Annotated in this window: 25 protein-coding genes; 20 read left to right on the plus strand and 5 right to left on the minus strand. The window is 65.4% G+C overall.

The window, feature by feature from the left end; all coding sequences use genetic code 11:
• Positions 1–3: 3 nt before the first annotated feature.
• Genes IEZ13_RS34070 through IEZ13_RS34090 form a run of 5 tightly spaced genes read right to left on the minus strand, consistent with a single transcriptional unit; the run spans position 4 to position 4993 of the window.
• Positions 4–987, minus strand: coding sequence for a VG15 protein (locus tag IEZ13_RS34070; RefSeq protein ID WP_183225446.1), 984 nt, complete (start codon positions 985–987; stop codon positions 4–6).
• The gene (locus IEZ13_RS34075; RefSeq protein ID WP_183225445.1) at positions 968–2416 is read right to left on the minus strand and encodes a phage portal protein; all 1449 of its coding nucleotides are present in this window, start codon (positions 2414–2416) and stop codon (positions 968–970) included. Before IEZ13_RS34075 ends, IEZ13_RS34070 begins: the two co-directional genes overlap by 20 nt.
• A gap of 15 nt (positions 2417–2431) precedes the next feature.
• Positions 2432–4072 (minus strand): terminase, encoded by a 1641-nt coding sequence (locus IEZ13_RS34080; protein ID WP_183225444.1) that lies wholly within the window; start codon positions 4070–4072, stop codon positions 2432–2434.
• A 15-nt stretch (positions 4073–4087) separates the two neighbouring features.
• Positions 4088–4528 (minus strand): phage terminase small subunit, encoded by a 441-nt coding sequence (locus IEZ13_RS34085; protein WP_229795396.1) that lies wholly within the window; start codon positions 4526–4528, stop codon positions 4088–4090.
• 3 nt (positions 4529–4531) lie between these two features.
• The gene (locus IEZ13_RS34090; RefSeq protein WP_203834178.1) at positions 4532–4993 is read right to left on the minus strand and encodes an XF1762 family protein; all 462 of its coding nucleotides are present in this window, start codon (positions 4991–4993) and stop codon (positions 4532–4534) included.
• Positions 4994–6923: 1930 nt separating this feature from the next.
• Here IEZ13_RS34090 and IEZ13_RS34095 point away from each other — a divergent pair.
• The 20 genes from IEZ13_RS34095 (at position 6924) to IEZ13_RS34190 (ending at position 17416) form a co-directional block, all read left to right on the plus strand.
• Positions 6924–7571 (plus strand): hypothetical protein, encoded by a 648-nt coding sequence (locus IEZ13_RS34095; RefSeq protein WP_183225442.1) that lies wholly within the window; start codon positions 6924–6926, stop codon positions 7569–7571.
• A gap of 145 nt (positions 7572–7716) precedes the next feature.
• On the plus strand, positions 7717–8094 hold the full coding sequence (locus IEZ13_RS34100) for a hypothetical protein (protein ID WP_183225441.1): 378 nt from the start codon (positions 7717–7719) through the stop codon (positions 8092–8094).
• Between the two features lie 100 nt (positions 8095–8194).
• Positions 8195–8551 (plus strand): hypothetical protein, encoded by a 357-nt coding sequence (locus tag IEZ13_RS34105; RefSeq protein WP_183225440.1) that lies wholly within the window; start codon positions 8195–8197, stop codon positions 8549–8551.
• Between the two features lie 60 nt (positions 8552–8611).
• The gene (locus IEZ13_RS34110; protein ID WP_183225439.1) at positions 8612–8971 is read left to right on the plus strand and encodes a hypothetical protein; all 360 of its coding nucleotides are present in this window, start codon (positions 8612–8614) and stop codon (positions 8969–8971) included.
• A gap of 105 nt (positions 8972–9076) precedes the next feature.
• Positions 9077–9415 carry a hypothetical protein gene (locus IEZ13_RS34115; protein WP_183225438.1) on the plus strand — a complete coding sequence of 113 codons (339 nt, stop codon included), beginning with the start codon at positions 9077–9079 and terminating at the stop codon, positions 9413–9415.
• Positions 9412–9735: a hypothetical protein gene (locus tag IEZ13_RS34120; RefSeq protein WP_183225437.1), complete on the plus strand. Its 324-nt coding sequence runs from the start codon at positions 9412–9414 to the stop codon at positions 9733–9735. Before IEZ13_RS34115 ends, IEZ13_RS34120 begins: the two co-directional genes overlap by 4 nt.
• 10 nt (positions 9736–9745) lie before the next feature.
• Positions 9746–11161, plus strand: coding sequence for a hypothetical protein (locus IEZ13_RS34125; RefSeq protein WP_183225436.1), 1416 nt, complete (start codon positions 9746–9748; stop codon positions 11159–11161).
• A gap of 46 nt (positions 11162–11207) precedes the next feature.
• The gene (locus IEZ13_RS34130) at positions 11208–11612 is read left to right on the plus strand and encodes a hypothetical protein (RefSeq protein ID WP_183225435.1); all 405 of its coding nucleotides are present in this window, start codon (positions 11208–11210) and stop codon (positions 11610–11612) included.
• Between the two features lie 50 nt (positions 11613–11662).
• Entirely contained in the window at positions 11663–11851 is a 189-nt protein-coding gene (locus IEZ13_RS34135) for a type II toxin-antitoxin system HicA family toxin (RefSeq protein WP_183225434.1), read from the plus strand.
• On the plus strand, positions 11848–12252 hold the full coding sequence (locus IEZ13_RS34140; protein WP_183225433.1) for a hypothetical protein: 405 nt from the start codon (positions 11848–11850) through the stop codon (positions 12250–12252). Before IEZ13_RS34135 ends, IEZ13_RS34140 begins: the two co-directional genes overlap by 4 nt.
• Positions 12253–12299: 47 nt before the next feature.
• Positions 12300–12599: a hypothetical protein gene (locus tag IEZ13_RS34145; RefSeq protein ID WP_183225432.1), complete on the plus strand. Its 300-nt coding sequence runs from the start codon at positions 12300–12302 to the stop codon at positions 12597–12599.
• Positions 12600–12742: 143 nt separating this feature from the next.
• Entirely contained in the window at positions 12743–13135 is a 393-nt protein-coding gene (locus tag IEZ13_RS34150; RefSeq protein WP_183225431.1) for a dATP/dGTP diphosphohydrolase domain-containing protein, read from the plus strand.
• A gap of 72 nt (positions 13136–13207) precedes the next feature.
• Entirely contained in the window at positions 13208–13825 is a 618-nt protein-coding gene (locus tag IEZ13_RS34155; RefSeq protein WP_183225430.1) for a hypothetical protein, read from the plus strand.
• A 23-nt stretch (positions 13826–13848) separates the two neighbouring features.
• The gene (locus IEZ13_RS34160) at positions 13849–14280 is read left to right on the plus strand and encodes a hypothetical protein (protein WP_183225429.1); all 432 of its coding nucleotides are present in this window, start codon (positions 13849–13851) and stop codon (positions 14278–14280) included.
• 234 nt (positions 14281–14514) lie between these two features.
• On the plus strand, positions 14515–15192 hold the full coding sequence (locus tag IEZ13_RS34165; RefSeq protein ID WP_183225428.1) for a hypothetical protein: 678 nt from the start codon (positions 14515–14517) through the stop codon (positions 15190–15192).
• Positions 15189–15647: a hypothetical protein gene (locus IEZ13_RS34170; protein ID WP_183225427.1), complete on the plus strand. Its 459-nt coding sequence runs from the start codon at positions 15189–15191 to the stop codon at positions 15645–15647. Before IEZ13_RS34165 ends, IEZ13_RS34170 begins: the two co-directional genes overlap by 4 nt.
• The gene (gene thyX, locus IEZ13_RS34175) at positions 15647–16372 is read left to right on the plus strand and encodes an FAD-dependent thymidylate synthase (RefSeq protein WP_203834179.1); all 726 of its coding nucleotides are present in this window, start codon (positions 15647–15649) and stop codon (positions 16370–16372) included. Before IEZ13_RS34170 ends, thyX begins: the two co-directional genes overlap by 1 nt.
• 23 nt (positions 16373–16395) lie before the next feature.
• Complete coding sequence (locus IEZ13_RS34180) at positions 16396–16590, plus strand: hypothetical protein (RefSeq protein ID WP_183225426.1); 195 nt, start codon at positions 16396–16398, stop codon at positions 16588–16590.
• Positions 16587–17009: a hypothetical protein gene (locus IEZ13_RS34185; protein WP_183225425.1), complete on the plus strand. Its 423-nt coding sequence runs from the start codon at positions 16587–16589 to the stop codon at positions 17007–17009. Before IEZ13_RS34180 ends, IEZ13_RS34185 begins: the two co-directional genes overlap by 4 nt.
• The gene (locus tag IEZ13_RS34190; protein WP_183225424.1) at positions 17006–17416 is read left to right on the plus strand and encodes a hypothetical protein; all 411 of its coding nucleotides are present in this window, start codon (positions 17006–17008) and stop codon (positions 17414–17416) included. The genes IEZ13_RS34185 and IEZ13_RS34190 overlap by 4 nt, the downstream gene beginning before the upstream one ends.
• The last annotated feature ends 8 nt before the right edge of the window (positions 17417–17424 follow it).

Genomic DNA, 17424 nt, shown 5'->3' on the forward strand with positions numbered 1-17424 from the left:
GGGTTACGCCTCCTGGACGCTGGCTGACCTCGCCGCCTGGGCAGAGGCTTTCTGTTCTTGGCGGATGAAGCGCCGCCATGCGCTGAGTGCGGCTCTGCCGCTCAGGCCCTTGGTGACCTCGGGCCACTGCTCGCTGTACTGCCGGTTGAGGGCGTACAGGTCGCCACTGCCGAACTGGTCCTTGGAGAAGACGGGCTCGGCGTAGCACATGCAGTTGTCGTGAAACAGGTCGCCGTCCGCATACGTGGCCGCGCGTTCGCTCTTGTACGCGGCGCCCCGGCTGATCAACATCGCGCAGAACCCGCACGGGGTTCCGGTCCTGCTCAGCCGCACGTAGCCGATGGCTCGGCCGTCCTGCTCGTGCGCCACCCACACGGTGCTCCTGGCACCGTTCATGGCGAGTCGAGCCGCGGATGCGGCCTGCCGATTACCGGCTTCCTTGTGTGCGGTCTCGCGGGCAGCGTCGACCCCGACGGCCGGCTTGCTCGTGTCGACGGCCTTAATCTTGTCGACGTAGTTGCGAGGCCCGAGGTTGATCAAAGAGTCCCGGGCCTCGGCCACGGATGCCCGCTCAATGCGGTCCATCGCGCTACCCAGGCCCGGAAGCTTCTCCACCTCAACCCGCGTGTCCCCGCCACCCTGGTCGTCGTCTTCCTGGCCGGCCAGGGTGGCGAACTCACGCCGCAGGTCGGCCAGCGTGACGTGGGAAGGAATGGGGTGGTACGGGTCGGCCACCGTCTTACCGGTCCGCAGCGCGCGGACCAGCCGGTAGTAGGCGAGCGCCAGCTCGCGGGAGCGCCCGCGTTGTGTGCTGATCAGCTTGAGCGCCTGGTTCAACCAGGCCGCGGACACCGCCCGCGTCTGCGCGGTCGGCATGCGGCCCCACAGCTTGATCGCTTCCTGGACCGTCGTCGCGCCGATCTTGTTCAGGGCGATGTTGTAGGCGACCGCCGCGCGCTCGGCCTCGTCAGCGCGACTCGCGGCCATCGGCCGGGTCCTCACCGGTCGACCGGAGCAGCGCGTCGACGAGCTGCAGGTCGGCATTCTCCTGTTCGGCCAGCGCTGACCATTGGTCCAGCTCGTTCTTGGTCACGCCGGGCACCCGGGCCCAGAGGCCCTTGACCGGGATGGCGAGCTGCTCGCGAAGCTTGCCGAGACCATCGGCGGACTGAGCGAGTGAACGCATCTCCATGTCGCGCCAGATGACCTCGCCGGAGTAGTCCAGGGCGGAAGCCTCGACACCCTCAAGCTCGGCGGCCAGGCGGAACACGCGTTCCCAGGCTTCGCCCATGAGCTTGCGGAACTCTTCGACCTTGCGGCTCAACGCCGTCTCTGCAGCCAGGAGGGCCTCCGCTGACAGGTTCGCGATCTGCCCCAGCAGGTGGTGCGGGGGCATCTGGCCGATCGCGGCCAGGTGGCGAATGCTCATGTCGATCGACTCGATGAACCCCGACAACGGGCCGCCTTCGAGGCTGCCGAACCGCACGTCCGGGTCCTCGGCGAACAGGAACCGCGACGAGTTGACGTTGATGTTCGCTGGGATCGGCCGTCCGTCCGGGCCGCGCTCGGGCTGCCAGTCGACGACCTCGCCGGACTCGTCCTTGACTGGCACCATCTTGAGCGGCGGCGCCATACCGGTCGTATAACGCACCACATGGGCGGTATAGGACTGTGCGACCAGCAAGTCCATAATGGTTTGATTGATGCGGTCTTGCAGTGGGATCAGCGGCTCGACCACGCCGACCGTGCGGCCTTCGAGATCGATGTGCGCGGCGAACCGGGTCACCGGGCATTCGCTGTTGCCGTGCTTCCCGACTTCCGTGACCGTCAGGCTGTCGTCGTCGAGCAGCGCGCCGAACGTCACCTCGTACTCGAGAGCGCCGTCCCACATGCGGGCCTTGCCGCGGCTGCCTTCGGCCGCCTCCTGGGTGATCGTCAGCGCGACCACCGGGGCGTCATCGTTGGCCGGATCTTCCCAGAGGGCCGAGGTGTTCAGGGCGCTCAGACCCTTGGTGCGGGTGCCCTTGTCGGTCTTCTCGGTGATCGTGAAGGAGTGCCCAAACTTCACCGCGCCCCGGTGCACCGAGGTCTGCCGGGCGTCGAGCCGGCTGTTCTGCCAGTGCGTCCACTCCGGAAGCGCCGCCCCGTCGCTGCCACGCACGGCAGCCTGGCCGCGCCGGAAGTTGTCGACGTACATCGCCTGGACCGGCGTCGAGATGAGTACGCCCATCCAGTTCGACACCGACCGCTTCGCGAGCAGCCGGTACTCGTCGCTCGCATGGGGCGGCATGTACGGGTCATCGTGATCGCCACGCTCGTACCGGTCGATTCGCTGCAACCGGGGACGATCCTTGTGGATGATCCGGAGCAGCTCCTTAGCCTGGGCGAGGGCAGAGTCAGCCGTCGTAACGGACAAGAGTAAACACCTCGCTCAGAGGAAATAGCCGCGACCTGAGCGCTCCTTGACGCGCTTGCCGCGGGTACGGAAGTCGTGCATCGCCTCGTGGGCGAGCATCAGGGCCGCGTAGGCGTCGACCTTGCGGGGCGACTCGCGCCCGCCGGCCTTGCCGAAGCTGATGCCGTAGTTGTTGACACGGCGATGTGCGTTGAGCACGTGGCGCCGCAGCGCCAGGTCACCGTCATGGTGGATCTTGCCGTCGAACACGGATTGCATCAGGCGCTCATGCGCCATGGTTGAGCGCTTCAAGCTGGTCCGCATGTCCCAGGCAATCGCGCCTCCGGCACCCGCCTTGACGCTCAGGCCCTCGCCGTACGTCTCCGTCCACGCAGTGATGTAGGACTCCCACAACGCCACGTCGGCGTAGAACCCGAGCACCTTGAACAGGCGGAACGCGTCATGCACTACCGAGTCGACCGCCGCCTGACTGACCCGCCAGCCTTCGCCGGCCGGACCGTCCGGCTTCTCGAACAGGCCAAGCACGAACGCGCAGTTGTCCGACCGCCGGAGAGCCACAAGGGCGGTGGCATCATCGGTTTTACCGCCGTCGAACCCGAGCGTGATCTCGTCGCCAGGCTTGAGGATCGCGCCTTCGATCTCCAGCGGAACCCACTGGGCCGACGAGAAGAGCGCGTCCTCTTCGGCGACGATCTGGTTGAGCCACATCCGACGCGACCGGCTGGCCGCGATCGTCAGGTCGAGAACCGACTGGATGATCGTCTCGACCCGGAGCCAGACCGCGTCGCCGCGAATCTTCGGCAGGACGATCCGCAACGCCTCAGGCGTCAACGGGGTCTTCGGGTGCGCCTCGATCGAGTCGTAGAGGAAGCCGACATCGATTGCCTTACCCTCGCGAATCTTCTCCCAGGCCAGGCGCATCTTCTCGGCAACCGAGTCCTCACCAGGCAAGAAGGCGTTGGTGATCGCCAAATACCGGGAGTCCTTTTTGGTCGTGTTGCCGTCGATCGTGTCGTACATCTGGTGGCCGTTGTTCCCGGCGATCCAGTGGTGCGTCTCGTTCAGGACGACGAACGTCGAGCGGCCACCTTCCAGCGCCCGATAGGAGCTGGTCACCGCTTCGAGGCGCTGCCGGCCACCGTTCGCACGGATCAGCTCGGCGCCCGCCTTGATGCCGTAGGTCTCGATGAACCTGTCGCTCATCAGCGAGGGGAACAGCGTCATGGTGTTGCGGGTCTGGTCACGCGAAACCGCGGCGACCTGAACCCAGGCTTGCGGGTGCGGCACGCCGAACGCCTGATCCAGCTCAAAGTGCGAGAACCGGCTCGGCCCGGCCAGCTCGACCAGGCACATGACCGCAACGATCGGGTCCTTACCCCAGCCCTTGAGCCGCTGCAGAACTCCCTTGCGGTAGACGAACCGGCCGCTCTCGTCGACCGCGTACCACCACAAGATGAAGCGCAGTTGCTCCGGCGTGAACCGCCAGGGCCCGCCGTCCTCGGCACGCAGGTACTCGGCGCACCAGGCGGCGATCTGCCATCCGAGCGTCCAGCGAGGCAGGTGCCAGGAGCCGTCGTCGTTGCGCTGCCAGGTCGGCCCGTAGAAGTCGGGCTCCAGTGCTTCAATCTCCTCGGGGGTCAGGGTGGCCGCAGCCATGCCTCACCCCCTCGGTTAGTTCGCGATGCCGAGGGCCGCCCTGTACTCGTTCATGACGGTCACGCTGGCTGGCGTGGCGGTCTCGTCCTCGGGTTCGTGCAGTTCGATGCGCACTCGGCGCCGGTCGCCTTCGGCGATCAGTAGGCGCTCGAATGCGGAGTAAATGGTCTGGAGCATCTGGCCGGACCGTTTCGTGGACTTCTTGTAAACACTGAGGTCTTCGCACAGCGAGTACAGCAGTGCCCAGTCGGACGCCTGATAGAAGTCCGACTGGCCGGACTCCTTCGCGGCATCCCAGAGTCGCTGGGCGATCGGGTGCCAGGACCGATCAGCGTTCGGGGCTTTCGCCGGCCGAGCGGTTCCGCGGGTCACCGACTGCTGGTCGGCACCCTTGCGCTCACGGGGCCGGGCGAGGTCCGCCTCGCGGTTCGGTACGGGACCTGGCAAGGCGATCACCTCCTACAGGCGTGGCGTGTTGAGCTGCCGATACCAGCGCATCTTGGCCTCGGTGGGGTGCTCGTCTTCTCGAATGCGGCTCGGCCTCGACCACCCCTCAGGCTTCGTGGTTCGATCCATCTCCCAACCGGAAGCCCGAAGTGAGGTGCCTGGCTCGCTCAAGAGGATGAAGGTCTGAATGCGCTCGTAGCCCATAGCCTTCGCGGCCCTGGCTGCCGCCTGGTAGAGCATTGAGCAGCCGTTCGGCACCCCATCAGTGACGAGGCGGGTCACCTCCGCAACCCGGTACGGGTCGGTCATGCGTGCCACCGGTCGGCCAACAACCGCTGCGCCGCGGAGCTGGCCGACCTCGTCGACCAGGCCGATCGCGAACCGGAGCCCGTGAACAGGCTTGTGGTGCCGGTGCCGGCGGGCAATCAGGTCGTTGGCCTGAGTGCGTGTAAGCGGAACCGTATGCAGGCTCACGGCACCTCCGGAAACGTTGAAGGCCCCAGCTCGGAGAGGGGCGAGCTGGGGCACAAGCAGCAAGGGGAGAGCCCTCGACCCTCGCCGCAGCGCTACAGCAGGCCGGGGTGTGCCTCTGTGCGCTTGAACTTGGCGGCCTGGCGTCGCCGGTTCGCGGCGTACGCCTCCCCGCCTTCACGGGATGATTTCTGCTGGTGATGCCATCCGCAGATAGCTCTCAGGTTGGAATCTCGATGATCGTCACCAGCACGAATGTGGTCGACTTCCGTCGCCTGCTCGGTGCACCGTTTCCCCTCGGTTCTCACGGTGCACCGGAATTCAGCGTTCTTGAGAATGCGTCGCTGAATGGATGGCCAGTTCTGGGGGAGTCGCTGCCGGCGATCACTACCTTGCCATCTGCCGTTGCCCACGAGTCACCACCAGTACTGTCTTGCTGTAGGTCTCGGCTACGTTTGCCCGTAGGCGTAGACCCGAGACCTGGTCTGCTGGGGTTAACCGGCTAGCGGGTTAGATCCAAGCTCTTCATCTCTCCAACTTCCAACCGGGTCAGCGGGTTGGCTCGTCAGATCCAAGCTCTCTAACTTCCTAGCTCTCTACTGGGCTAGCTCGGTAGTTGGCTAGCTGGTCAGCAGGCTTACTGGTTAACCCCTTCACTAGTAGTACGGGTTCAGCTCGGGCTAACGGAGGTTGGCTGTGGTTCAGGTCACGACCCCGGGATTGCGTCGGCGGCAGACCGAGGTGCACTCCAGTTCACCCCGGCTTGTTTTCGCAGCTCAGGCGGGGTGCAGCGCAGTTCACCCCGGTTTATCCACAGGGGTGCAGTGGGATTCACCCCGGTCCGGCAACCGGGGTGCACTGTAGTTCCTGACCGGGGTGAACTCTAGTTCGTAACCGGGGTGCAGTGGAGTGCACCCAAACCATGCTCTTGAACCCTTCCAAGAGAACCAGCCATGTGATCGCCCAGCGGCGAAGGAAACCCACAGGGGCCGGAGGCCCCATGCATCGGCGAAGAGAAGGCAGCGGAATCCCTTGCTAGCCGGCTAACCCGCTCGTGGGGCCGAAGGCCCCGGTCGTGTATAGTCATGTCCTATGGGAGCCGCTTCCTTCGATGAGACCAACCGGCCATACACCGCAATCGTCCTGGCCTCGTTCACTTACAGGACGGATCGGCCTTGGTACCGTGGCCGCGTAGGTCGGGCAGCCAGGTAAGAACATGAGAGACCATCACGGGCTGATCGGTGATGCAGCGCCTGGAAGTCGCTCACGTCACCTACACAACCCTGGGCATGCACCTTGCCGGCGACCTCAGCCAGGAGGAATTTCAGGAGGCGAACCGGGCAGCCATGTACGAGGACTAGCTCGCCGCCGGAACACTGTCTGACCAGCGCCGTTGCCCATCGGGTGGCGGCGCTTCGTCGCGTCTTGGGCGACTTTGGAACCGTGGCAGAATCTCAGGTGCTAGCCACGGCCGGTGAGCGTCCCAGCTCGCAGGGGGTCATACCCCCGGTAACGGGTGAGTCACGCTGGGATACGGCAAGCTGTCAGATGACTACTGTCCTAGTGACTAGGCCAGTGAGATGCCGGCTGTGTCATGCGACTAGGGCACCTCGCCGCTGCATGGGCACCCGTGGACCTGAGAGGCACGCAGGCGCGCGCACGCATGCGAGGGTCACGGCTACACGTGCGGAGGCGCGAGCGGACCGCAGCGTGACGTTCACGGGCGGGGCGAACGCCTCTGCCTGGTAGCCGTGCCCATGGGCGCGCAGGCCTCGCGTCCCAGCGCCTGACAGGCGTTCTGAGCAGGGAAAACAAGAAAGTTCCACCCCGGACTTGTGTTTAGTCTTGTCCTGGACTAGCGTTCTTCCCATCGGTTCGGCAGCGCAGCGAACCGAGCGAGCCTAGTGTTTACTCAGCACCCGAAAGGCAGGGCATGAACGTCAAGCTTGCAGAGCGTATCGACGATTTGAAGCGCGCTGGTTTCAGCGTGCGCTACGCCGATCCGGCCGACGTTTACGAGAAGGGCCGGATTCACTCCGCTTACGCTCACCCGTTCGCTTACGACGAGACGGAGCGCCCGTTTGTCGAGGTGGACGGCGCGATCTCTGAGGATTGGGCGGGACAGGTCTCATTCTGGGAGATCAGCAACTTCCGCAGCTTGGAGCGCGATTACGGCATGGCGTTCTTTCGTGTCGGATACACCGGGTGCGACGGACTCGGGTTCTTCCTGCACTCGGTTTCGGATCGCCTGATCAACACGGTCATCGGCCTGAAAGAGCAGTACCCGGTTTACGACGAGTCCGACTTGAGTGAGCTTGAATACGAGGCTGCTCACGAGTCATTCAGCGGCTACCTGTTCGCCGATCTGTACTCCGACCTTCCGGAGTGGTGGCAGGAAGTGGCGGACGAATTCACTCGCGAGGAAATCGAACAGGGTTTCTGGCAGGCGGTGAGCGAGGACGACTTCTACCCGGAGTGTTCCGGTAACGATGTGATCTGGGGTGACTCGGCCGAGAAGTTCCTACTGATCTCGCTTCGCAACCTCAAGCGGAAATCGCTCGGACGACCCGCGCTGGTCTGATTTCACGGCCGAAACGGTGGACCCGGAAACGGGTCATACCGTCGCGCGGATTGGCATTCCGTGCCCGATGATGGCCTGCCACTCACGGACTGAGATCCGAGGCACTTCCCCCTGCAATTCCTCCCTCACGAAATGGAGTCTTACCATGACCCCTGAATTGCGTTTGATTGTTGACCTACGGGACCTCTGGGATCTCAAGATCAGTAGAGCTGCGCGGAAGGCCGACGAGACGGGCCTGCCCCAGGACCGGAACGCGTACCTGTGGACCTGCGAAGAGGCTCATCGTGCGGCATGGACCCTGGTGGAAACGCTGGCGTTCTATGCGAAGAGCGGTGAGCGCGGCGAGCTGTGCCTCATTTGCCACATGGACACGGCACGGTTCCGCACCATTCCGGCGCGCGTGTTCATCGACAGCGTTCCGGCCGATGGCTACTACCTCTGCCCGAACTGCGCCAGCCGGTACGGCACGGGCATGTCTGGCCAAACGTTCCTGAACTACTCCGCTCAGATGTCGCGCGAATGATTCACGGCCGTACTCCCGCGTAGGCGGGCACGGGTGTCATGGCCCGGTACGGCACTCCGCAATACCGAGAGAACGGAACGGCCTAATGGGAAATGCGCACGTGAGTAGCTGGTCGCTGGCTGAGGCTCGCGAGGCTAACGCGAATGACGCCATCATTTCCGATCGCGCCGCGCGCCAGTTCGCGCACGCCTACACGTGGAACTGGGCTTCCTGCTGGTTTGACAGCACAGGAAACTTTGCCTTCCCATACGACTTCAACCACGCTGAGGATCAATTCGCAACGCCAGTGGATTACATGGACGAATCCCTCTTTGGCTGGTGGATGGATTCTCCGCATGGCGACCCTACCGAATCGGACCTTGCGATTCGCACGGCGATGCTCGCTTACCTGGAACACCGTTTCGTCACGGACGGCGGCAAAGATGTGGACGGCTGGAAAGACCTTCCGCAGTACTGATCCGAATTCGCCTTCACCCCCCTGCCTGCATTCCGTGGGCAATGCTGAGAGGAAACCCCAATGAGTCTCATTGACGCCGTGACACTTATCGCTGACAACAATGACTTCGCGCGCTACTACGCGATCACGGAAGCCGCGCAGGAGGCAATCGTTAACGACATGGGATCAGTCCCGCCGAGCCAGGATGCATACCGGGCGGCCTATGCGCACGGTGCCGACTATTCCGACTGCGTGCGCGTGGTTGGAATCGCGGTCGCGAACCTGCTCTCGGAATGGCTGGAAGAAGCGCCGATGGATGAGTGGTGGAAGGCCATCCTTACGGACGCGCTGAGCCTGTCTAGTGCCGACACGCGCGATGCGCTTGGCGCGCACTACCTGCCGGAGCCCGATGACATGACCGATTTGCTGCTCGACAACTGATGTTGGCCCCGGGCGCACAACAGGCGTGCGAATGCAGGTTCGATCCCTGCCCGGGGCACGTAAGAATGCCCGCAGAGAGGGAATGCAATGTCATTTACTGCCTACGTGAACATCCCTGGCTACCTGCCGATGGATGACGAGCCGCCGGTATTCGACACTGCCCGTGAGGCGTGGGAGTACTTGCGTGCCGAGCTGGAGCGCGGCGAACTGGCATGGATGCCGAACAATCCGGAAGACCCGGAAGGTCCGCAGTCATGCGCTCCGGCCGCGCTGGAGATTGATCTCATGGTGGAGCGCGACCGTGAGGGTACCGTCTACGGTCCGTCGCGCCTTGACGGTGACTGCACGCATGACCTGGGTTTGGCGTACAGCGTCGTCTGGCTCGACCACCGTACGGCCGATGACCTGCTCGTGATCGCTGACGCCGTGGGCGTGACCCGGTGAGCCGTTCCGGTAGCCCGCGTGCCGCGAGTCGTCGCCACATCCTGAAAGTCCTGCGCGCGGTCCGTGCTGGCGCGGCGACGCTCCAGGGCATCTGGGATGTGTCGGGCACGGTGTACGTGTCGCCGCCGGACCGCAAGCCTGGCGAGAACGCGACACTGCGCGCCAGGGAGGCGGGCGAGTACCCGGAGAACCGATCAGACGCGCTGAGCCACTTGATCGACACGCTCGACGACATGGTTTCCGGCCTGACGATCCTGCGTGGCCAGGTTATCGAGCAGTGGCGCGAGGTGTGCGCGGAAGAGCGCACTCGCAAGGAGTAGGTGTTTAGTCATGATGAAGGGATCCGCCATGGGAACGATCGCCAGGAAGCCGACCCCGGCGCAGCGAAACGCGATCCTGCGGTACGCCGGACACGAGAGCGCCAAGCTGACCCGACCGCGCGACTCCACCATCGCGGCGTGCATTGTCGCCGAGTGGATCGAGGCCGAAGAATCCGGCCAGTACGTGACCACTGAGGCTGGAGCGTGGGCGGCCGGTATCGGAATCGAATTCGACACCGCGCGGTACATCCGGCAAATGGGCCAGCGGGCCCCAGCCGCGCCAGCCGCGCCGGTCGAGCCGGTCGAGCCGGTCGAGCCGGAGGCCCTGCCCGGTCTGGAGGTCATGTCGGCCGAGTCGGAACCCGAGCCGGTCACCGTCGTGACTGAGGTGTGGGCAAAGCTGCGCCATGACCTCGACCCCGAAGCGGTGATCGCCGGGTGCTACCCCGTGCCCGTGTATGTCACGGAGACTGAGGCTTTCGCTGAAATCGCAGACGACGCCAGTTGCGGTCTGCCCGCTGGCGAGAACAGGATTTGGAAGCTCCGTATTGAGCCGGGGCACCGGGTCGAAGTCTTCGGCGGGATCCAGTTCAACGACTGGGCAGACGGGCATACCTGGCGGTGCGAATGCGGCGCGAAGGCGCAGGAGCGCGAGACCGTGTACTACGCAGGCCAGGCCGCCCGGCAGGCTGCCCGGCACCTGATGAGCCACGGCCACCTCGTGGAGACGCAGCAGGCTGCCGGGACCGAGCCGACGCCCGCGAAGCCTGCCCGCGAGGTTCTGCCGAAGTTCGAGCCGATCCCGGGTCACAAGCTGGTCATGACTCAGAGCCTGGCCGTATCCGGCTACGACGACGCCGGAGCCCTGACCTACGTCCCGCTGTACCACTGGAAGTGCTCCTGCAAGGACTTCGATCGCGAGCTGGCCGAAAGTCAGATCCTGAGCCAGGTGACGTGGTTCGCAACACGCCACCTGGCCGAGGCGTCCAAGGCCGAAGTCTCGACCAGGTCCAAGCCGGCCGCGAAACCGAAGGCGGCCCCCAAGCCGAAGGCGGGGAAGATGACCGTCCCGCCGAAGCCTGCGATGCCCGGCCCGAAGAAGTCGACGGTGCCGGACCAGCGCAAGGCGTCGACCCCGGAGCCGGTGGCGCGACTGAACACGGTGAGCGTGGCCGGTCGGGGCGAGGTCGACGGCTTCACGTTCGACCTGCGGATCGGTAGCCCCACGCGGGCGCTCGGCACGGAGGTGCGCGTGGCCTTGAATACCGCCCGCCAGTCGCTGGGGGCCGCCTTCCAAGTGACCACGCCATCGAGGAGCCGAACCGTGAACGTAGTCCTGGCGGCCGGGCACGCCGTCGACTCGTGGGAGCCAGTGCTCAAGGTCGTCGCCGAGGCTCTGGGGGAGGCGGTTGCTCAACCCGCCTAGTGATCACGCCACTTCCCCGCACCATCGACAGAGGAGACATGACCCGATGATCCGCCACCTGTCCGAGCTGGCCCGGTCGCTCATGCCCTGCAAGGTCGAGCACCGCCTGGAGCCCGACGACTACGCGAAGGCGCTGTACCTGGCGACGCATTGGGCGTCCCGTATCGACCAGATGCCGTACCACTCGCGTGACCACAACCGGATCTACGTGGTCCGGGAGACGGTCAAGATGGTTCTGGCCAGGCACGGCACCCAAGGCGTCGAGCTGGCGTTCAAGCGGACTGTGCGGGACGTCGAGGATTGGGAGGCCCGCGAGCCCAACGAGCGCCACCACGAGATGCACGTCAAGCACTGGCAGTGGTGCCGCGAGAAGGTGCGGCATGCGTTCAGGAAGCCCAAGCCGCGCACCCGCAAGGTTGAGACCGTCCCGCTGATCGACGTTGTGCACTGAGGCTGTGCACTCAACTTTACAAGATCCGTCCAGTAGAATAGACTAAACATGTGAAGCGGCGAGAACTGATAGCCTCCCTGGAGCGCAAGGCCAAGGAGCAGGGTGCGGCGTTCGAGTTCGTGCGAGAGGGAGGAAGTCACAGCGTGTACCGGTACAACGGGCGCAATGTGGTTATCCCCCGGCACGCCGAGATCAACGAGATGACAGCGCGAGCGATCCTGCGAGGGGTGGACAAATGAGCACGAGGGAGCTTCGAGCGGTGAAGACCTACGAGGCGCGGGTGAGAAGGTCCGGGGACTGGTGGTTCGTCGAGGTCCCCGGCGTGGACATGGCGTACACGCAGGCGCGCAAGCTAGCCGACGTTGAGCCGATGGTGCGGGACATGCTCTCTCTCCTGCTCGACGTACCGGCGGACAGCTTCGCGGTGACCATCACCCCGTCCGGGCAGGTCGCGAACGTGGTGGCCGGCGTGAAAGCGGCCAAGGACGCTGCGGCCGAGGCTCAGCGACAGGCCGACCAGCAGACCCGGCAAGCCGTGGCCAGGCTGAGGAGCATGAAGCTGACCGTGCGCGATGTCGCCGCGTTGCTCGACGTGTCCCCCACCTGGGTATCAGTGCTCGACCGCGAGTCAGCGGCATAGACGGAATTCCGCGCCCAAGGCGGCGCTTAACGACGGAGACTGACAGCATGGCGACGTTCATAACCGACCAACGGCGCTGGATCGTCGAGGCGGGCGACCTGGCCTACTGGGTGAACGATGACGACACACTCAGCCGCTGCCGGGTCGAGCTGATCACCGGTGAGTGGGTGTACGTCAAGTTCCTCGCCGCGGACCACGGCCGCCAGCCCGGCCAGGTCGACCGCGCCTCCCGGTTCAACCGGCGCATCGTGCCCCGCGACGCGGTGCGCGCAAAGGTGGGCGCCGGCCAGCGGCTGCGTAGCCCGGTGATGTGGGAGGCCATTCTGACCGGCCCCGCCACGGCGTAGCGTCGAGGACATGACCAGCGAGAAGCAGCCAGAACGTAGGCCCGGCGCGTTCGGCCCGCGCCCGGGAGTGTTCCCTATCGAGCGGGCCGCCGAGATTCGGGCGGAGTTGGAAGCCAGATGGAAACGAGACAAGGAGCCGCCGAGTGACCCCGGACAAACCGCAGGTAACGCGCCCCGTCAGCGAGACGGGCGGCGCCAAGGACGTTAAGCGAGCCCGCTACGACCTGATCCCATCTGGCCCGCTGCGCCTGCTGGCCGAGAGGTACGGCATCGGCCCCGAGAAGTACCCGAGCGGGGCCGGCGAGGTCGACAACTGGCGCAAGGGCTACCCCTGGTCCTCCTCGTTCGCCGCGATGCAGCGCCACGCTTGGGCGTTCTGGGCTGGCGAGGACATGGACGCGGAGACCGGGCAGCCGCACCTTGTGGCCGTGGCCTGGCACGCGTTCGCCATGTTGGAGTGGGGCGCGAGCGAGGAGATGCGGGCCCTGTACGACGACCGCCAGGACCCTCGCAAGAATGTGGCCCCCAGCACCTAGTTAAGACTTAACACGGGCGGCATCGGTGTGTAGTCTTGTCCTCGCAAGCACGACGCACACCGAGGAGAGCCAGTGAGCACCAACCTGCTGACCCGCGAGATCGCCGCCATCGAACAACTCGCCGCCCTACCGGTCGGAACCGTTATCCGCGACAAGGACGGCGACCACTGGACCCGCGAGCGCAACGGCGGATGGTGGTCCGAGGTGCTCCAGGCCCGCATGTTCGACCCGGCCGTCTCCTGCTACTTGCCGGCCGTCGTCACCAACTACGACGAGCTGTCCCTCGCCGACCTGGACGGCTACAAGCTCGGCGACCTGATCAAGGTGCTCACCGCCGACTACGCGCTCGCCATCACCCCCGGAGCCGTCTGCGTGGTCGAGCGGATCTACGGCGAGATGCTGCACGTCCGAGACGGCAACGGCCTGGTCATGCCGCTCAAGCCGGACGAGGTCGCCCCGCTGGAGGCCGGCCCCGAGATCACCGTCAACCAGCGGGTACGCCTCATCGTGAACGGTGAAATCTTCGGCGTGAAGACGGGCAGCTTCGGCACGGTCATCGGCCCGCAGCCTGGCGCCCTGGAACCGACCTGGATGGTCGTGTTCGACAACGCGTCCCCCTGGTCCTCCCGCCCCACCGGCTGGCCGGTCGCCGCGCGCTACCTGGAGCCCGTCAGCGTTGCCAAGGTGTGAAGTCTAGTCCTGGGAGTCAGTGAGTGCGATTCACCCCCCGGGCCGAAGAGGTCAAGCGCGTAGTCGGCATCCTCGAATCCGGCGACTACGACACCCCCGAGCAGATGGCGAAAGCCCTGCTCAAAGACATGGCCGACCTGATGGCCATGCGCGACTGGGTTGCCCTCTCTCACCGATTCAGCAAGGGGCAGCTCGGCCTCAACTGGGGCCCATTCGCCAGCGTCATCGACGCCACCAGCACGGGCGAGAAGCTCGGCGGGCTCGGCGGGGAGTTCTCCGTCGTCACCCTCAACAGCACCGGCCGCCTGCTCGGCAACGTCAGCTCCCGCAAGGGGGCCAAGGATTTCTGCCAGCACCCCGACTGTGGACATGCCGGATGGGCCCACCTCATGGACGGTTCTGCCCGCGGCCGATGCGGGCTCGAAGTCTGCCCCTGCGACAAGTTCCGAAAGTAGCGAGTGATCAGCAGCCATGAAGACCGTCAGTCACACCTGGTGCGACACGTGCGAGAAGCGCGGGTTCACCTGCGAACACGACGCCAGCAAGGCCCTCGGAAGGGCCCGGACCCACCGTAGCCGCGCCGCCGACAAGGCCGGCACCCGCCGCGGAATGCGAGTCGAGAACCGTCACTACGAATGCCCGGCCGGCCTCTGGCACCTGACCGGGATGAGCAGGAGGAACGTCCGCGCATGACTACCGAGATGAACCTGCTGATGAAGCAGCTCGACAACACCAAGGCCGCCCTGTGCGCAGTCCAGGGCATGGCCGAGAACGCCGTCCACCAGGAGAACGAGCGCGGCGCCGCCGCCCGAGTCATCGTCGGCGCGGTCGCGCGGGAGCTGGGCGTCGAGCTGTCCACCAACCCGCTCGGCGGCGACCGCTGGTCCCCGAGCAACATGCGCCGCGCCCTCGACGGCGTGATCGCCCTAAAGAAGTCCCGCGACACGATCAGCGCACTGCATACGGCCGAGCGCGCAGAACGCCTTACCCTGCGCAACCGCATCGCCGAGCTGGAGCGCAAGGTCCGCGACCTGGAGTCCGAGCTGGCCGAAATCGAGGACCAGCCGGTCCCGCCCAAGGCCCCCATCGAGCGCGAAGCCCTGCTCAAGATCGCCCGCCTCTTCGGCCAGCGGGTTGACGAGAAGCAGCCCATGACCGCAGGCGAGGCCAAGGGCATCCTCAGCGCGGTCGAGAAGTCCAAGCACCAGCGCAACGAGTACAAGAAGGCCGTCGACCGCTACGAGGCCGGCATCGGCGGCCTGCGCGACCTGCTCGCCCCGATCGATTCCGGCATCGACCGGATCACCCCGGCCGCCGCCATTAGCCGTCTGCGCGAGCAACTCCTGTCTCCCCGGCGGTACGCGTGAACGTCTCGTTCCAGGCCCCGCTTGCCGGTCAGCTCTATGGCCGCGTCGACTTCAACCACAACACCGGCGAGGAGTACAGCCGCCCCACCACCGAAGGCGTCACCCTCGATGACGCCAACGTGATGACCTCCAAGGTGGCGCTCGACCCGGCGGTCGAGGCCGCTGTCGGCCCACTGCACAAGCCCGTGCTCGACATCGACCTGCCGGTCCAGGTAATCCCCTCCAGCACCGAGGGGCACAACCACCTAATCATCGACAAGCCGATGACCTGGGAGAAGTATCAGCGGCTGCTCGATGCCCTGGCCGATTGCGGCGTGATCGAGTCCGGCTACCGCAACGCCAGCATCGCCCGCGGCTACACCGCCGTCCGGCTTCCGTGGGTGAAGAAGAAGCACCAACCCGAGCCTGTCCCGATGACCCCCGACACCGTCGATACCGACCCGGAGTCCTTCTAGTGACCATCGAGTTCCGTACGCACTCCACCGTGGAGCTGGACAACCACATGTCCGACGACCTCGACGTGATTAGGGCCGCCCGCGTCAGCACGCAAGGCGTCAACCTGATCGACGAGGCGCGCCGTCAGGGTATCGCCGCAACCGACCCGGACCGCTTCATCAGCTTCCTGATGCGCGATCGGCACGGCACGCCATTCGAGCACTGCACGTTGCGGTTCTTCATTGAGACGCCGATCTTTGTCATCCGCGAGTGGCGTACACACCGGATCTCCTCGTTCAACGAGGAAAGCGCCCGCTACAAGGTGCTCGCACCCCGGTTCTACGTGCCGCCGCGTGCGCGCCCCACCATGCAGATCGGCAAGGCAACGAGCTACGAGCTGGTTGACGGCGGCGACGAACTGCACGAGGTCGTCGCCAGCACGATCATGCAAAATTCGACGGAATCGTATCGCCGGTACGAGGCACTCCTGGCCTCCGGGGCTGCCCGCGAAGTTGCTCGGCAGGTTCTCCCAGTCAACGTGTTCACGTCGTTTTTCTGGACGATCAACGCTCGGTCGCTGCTCAACTTCCTGAGCCTTCGATCCACGGCGACCGCCGAGCGATACTTCCCGACGCACCCGCTGTGGGAAATCGATCGGGCCGCCCAGCAGGTCGAGGAATACTTCGCCGACCTCATGCCTGTCACGTGGCGCGCGTTCAACAAGCACGGGCGCGTTGCGCCGTGAGTGTTTACTCGACACCTGGCCGCATGCTGGTTCCGATATTCCGGCTCAACATCACGGTCGAGGGCCGCGCCCTCAAGCCCCGCTACTACGAGGGTGAGCGGGCCCTCAAGCTCGCGCTGGCCTGGTTCCGCAACAACGTCGACCCCGGCCGCATCGACTCCCTCCGCATCCACCTCATCGCAGCCGCTCCCATCGACGTGACGGAGACCTACCAGTGACCGATATCGAAATCGCCGTCATCGACCAGCCGGTAAACGGCAAGACCGAAGCCGCCCTCGTCGGCTACGTCGAGCCGGCCCACCCCGACGACATCCTCGTTGTCGCCTGGATCAGGGAAGCCACCGACTTCCCGCAGTTCCGCGACAACCAGGTCTACAGCACGAACGCGGCCGAGAGGCTGCTCGGTCGGCGGTTCCGCCACGTATACGTCACCCCGAACGCATTCACCACGGACACCAAGCACAGCGAACGGTTCTGGGCGGAGCTGGAGCGGGTCGTTCGCCAGCGAGGCGGCCGGTTCTACCACATCGAGCAGTACGACACGATCACCTACGCCGAACACGAACTCGCCCGCCAGGAGGCAGAGATCCTCGACCAGGCCGAGGCTGCCGGCATCACTCAGGCGGCCAGCCTGTGAGCAAACCCAGCAGCCCTGAGTACGACGAGAACGGCGCACCGGTCTCCGCGGTCGACTGGCTCGGCAACCGGTTTCGGGTCGGCGAGCGGGTCATCTACTGCATCGGGGCAGGCCGGGGACAGCAGATGGCCGTCGGCGAGGTCAAGCAGATCAAGGTCGAGCAGAGGATAGGACGTCGCGCCCGCGAGGCCGAGCCCGGCGAGGATGCCGACTTCATCGCGGACTGGCTGACCCCGCCCCGGCCGATGGTTCGCTACGAGGAGCCGTACGAGGTCATCACCGTTCAGGTGCTCACCGAGCGCGCCAGCGGGTGGTCCGGAAGCAAGCGCTCCAAGCCCGCCTGGGTGAATCCCATGAACATCACTGCACTGCCCCTGTTCCTGGCGGAAATCGAGAGCGTCGGCTGAACGGGCCC

It is taken from the genome of Actinoplanes campanulatus (assembly GCF_014647795.1).
Classification (GTDB): domain Bacteria; phylum Actinomycetota; class Actinomycetes; order Mycobacteriales; family Micromonosporaceae; genus Actinoplanes; species Actinoplanes campanulatus.

Bases quoted from the DNA above. Each gene is read 5' to 3' on its own strand.
- IEZ13_RS34080 (WP_183225444.1), bottom strand. From the start codon at position 4,072: ATGGCTGCGGCCACCCTGACCCCCGAGGAGATTGAAGCACTGGAGCCC.
- IEZ13_RS34130 (WP_183225435.1), top strand. From the start codon at position 11,208: ATGATCCGCCACCTGTCCGAGCTGGCCCGGTCGCTCATGCCCTGCAAG.
- IEZ13_RS34165 (WP_183225428.1), top strand. From the start codon at position 14,515: ATGACTACCGAGATGAACCTGCTGATGAAGCAGCTCGACAACACCAAG.
- IEZ13_RS34095 (WP_183225442.1), top strand. From the start codon at position 6,924: ATGAACGTCAAGCTTGCAGAGCGTATCGACGATTTGAAGCGCGCTGGT.
- IEZ13_RS34145 (WP_183225432.1), top strand. From the start codon at position 12,300: ATGGCGACGTTCATAACCGACCAACGGCGCTGGATCGTCGAGGCGGGC.
- IEZ13_RS34070 (WP_183225446.1), bottom strand. From the start codon at position 987: ATGGCCGCGAGTCGCGCTGACGAGGCCGAGCGCGCGGCGGTCGCCTAC.
- IEZ13_RS34125 (WP_183225436.1), top strand. From the start codon at position 9,746: ATGATGAAGGGATCCGCCATGGGAACGATCGCCAGGAAGCCGACCCCG.
- IEZ13_RS34180 (WP_183225426.1), top strand. From the start codon at position 16,396: ATGCTGGTTCCGATATTCCGGCTCAACATCACGGTCGAGGGCCGCGCC.
- IEZ13_RS34140 (WP_183225433.1), top strand. From the start codon at position 11,848: ATGAGCACGAGGGAGCTTCGAGCGGTGAAGACCTACGAGGCGCGGGTG.
- IEZ13_RS34110 (WP_183225439.1), top strand. From the start codon at position 8,612: ATGAGTCTCATTGACGCCGTGACACTTATCGCTGACAACAATGACTTC.
- IEZ13_RS34100 (WP_183225441.1), top strand. From the start codon at position 7,717: ATGACCCCTGAATTGCGTTTGATTGTTGACCTACGGGACCTCTGGGAT.